This is a genomic window from Bradyrhizobium sp. NBAIM03 (genome assembly GCF_020194055.1).
In the GTDB taxonomy this organism is placed as follows: Bacteria; Pseudomonadota; Alphaproteobacteria; order Rhizobiales; family Xanthobacteraceae; genus Bradyrhizobium; species Bradyrhizobium yuanmingense.
Genome location: NZ_JADYVS010000082.1, coordinates 1 through 1,497, shown reverse-complemented (window position 1 = coordinate 1,497; position 1,497 = coordinate 1). Strand labels below are relative to the sequence as shown.

Genomic DNA, 1,497 nt, shown 5'->3' with positions numbered 1-1,497 from the left:
CTAGTTGTAGTAGCGCGGCCCGCGGATGTTGGGATGAAGGACCGGCGCGTTGTCCGCGGGGCGCTTGGGTGAAGGACGCCGATCGAGGTTGTTGGCAAGGATCGATTTGACCGAGCCGTAGGTGCGCGCGCCGATGTCGATCGCCCGCATGGCGGCAGCATCGAGCCGCTCTTGCCCGTAGGATTGGCCGAGCCGGATGATGCCGAGGCAAGCGCGGAAGCCCTGCTCGGGGTGCGCCCGCTCATCGAGGATCAGGTCGCACAGCGCCGCGGTGGCCGGCCCGATCGTGGCGGCCTCCTTGCGAATGCGCTCGATGGTCCAGCCGGCGTAGCGCCGATGACTGGACGCCATGTGTTCCGGCACGGTGGTGTGCTTGTGGTTGCCGCTCATGCGCTGATGCGCGGCGATCCGCTCGCCCTTGTGGAAAATCTCGACGGTGCGGGCGGTGAAGCGCACCTCGACCTCGGCGCGGACGAAGCGATGCGGGACGCTGTAGTAATGCGCCTCGACCTCGACGTGATAGTCGATGCTGACCCGGCAGATCCGCCACTCGGCGAACACGTAGGGGCTCTCCGGCAAGTCCTTGAGCGCCGGCAGGTCGATCTCCTCCAATAGCTTGCGGCGGGTCACGCCGAGCCGCCGGATCGGCCGCTCCTCGTTGAGCCGGGTCATTAGCTCGGTGATCGCCGCGTTGACCTCGGCGAGGCTGTGGAAGGTGCGGTGGCGCAGCCGCCCGAGCAGCCAGCGCTCGACCATGAGGACCGCCTGTTCGACCTTCGCCTTGTCCCGTGGCCGTCGCGGCCTGGCCGGCAGAATGGCGGTGCCGTAATGCGCCGCCATGTCGGCATAGCTGCGATTGATCCTGGGATCGTAGAGACAGGCTTTGATCACAGCGACTTTGGTGTTGTCCGGCACCAGCAGCGCCGGTACGCCGCCGATCGCCTCGAAGGCGCCGACGTGGCCGCTGATCCAATCGGCAAGCCCCTGCGTCCAGGTCGCCTGCGCGTAGGTGAAGCTCGATGCGCCGAGCACCGCGACGAAAATCTGCGCACTGCGCCGCTCGCCGGTGCGCCGGTCGATCACCACCGGGACGCCGTCGCCGGCATAGTCGACGAACAGCTTGTCGCCGGCCGCATGCGACTGGCGCATCGTCACCGACAGGCGGCCTTCCCAGGCGCGGTAGAGCTCGCAGAACCGCGAATAACGATACCCGCCGGGTTCGCCCGCGATGTACTCCTCCCACAGGATCGACAGCGTCACGTGCTTGCGCCGGAGCTCGCGGTGCACCGCAGCCCAGTCCGGCTCCGCCTGCCGGCGATGGCCCCGCCGCGTGCCGAAACCCGCACCGGCGCTGGCGAACAGCCGGGCCTCCAGATCAGTGTCGGTGATGTCGTCAGACAACGGCCAGGTCAGCCCCGCCGCCTCAAAACGACGGATCGTCAACCGCACCGTCGAAGGCGCCGTCCCCAACCGCCGCGCAATCTCGCGGGTCGGCAT

Annotated in this window: 1 protein-coding gene; it reads right to left on the bottom strand. The window is 68.1% G+C overall.

What is annotated here, in order from left to right; all coding sequences use genetic code 11:
* Positions 1-1,497: an IS21 family transposase gene (gene istA / locus I6F21_RS37475; protein ID WP_225184351.1), complete on the bottom strand. Its 1,497-nt coding sequence runs from the start codon at positions 1,495-1,497 to the stop codon at positions 1-3.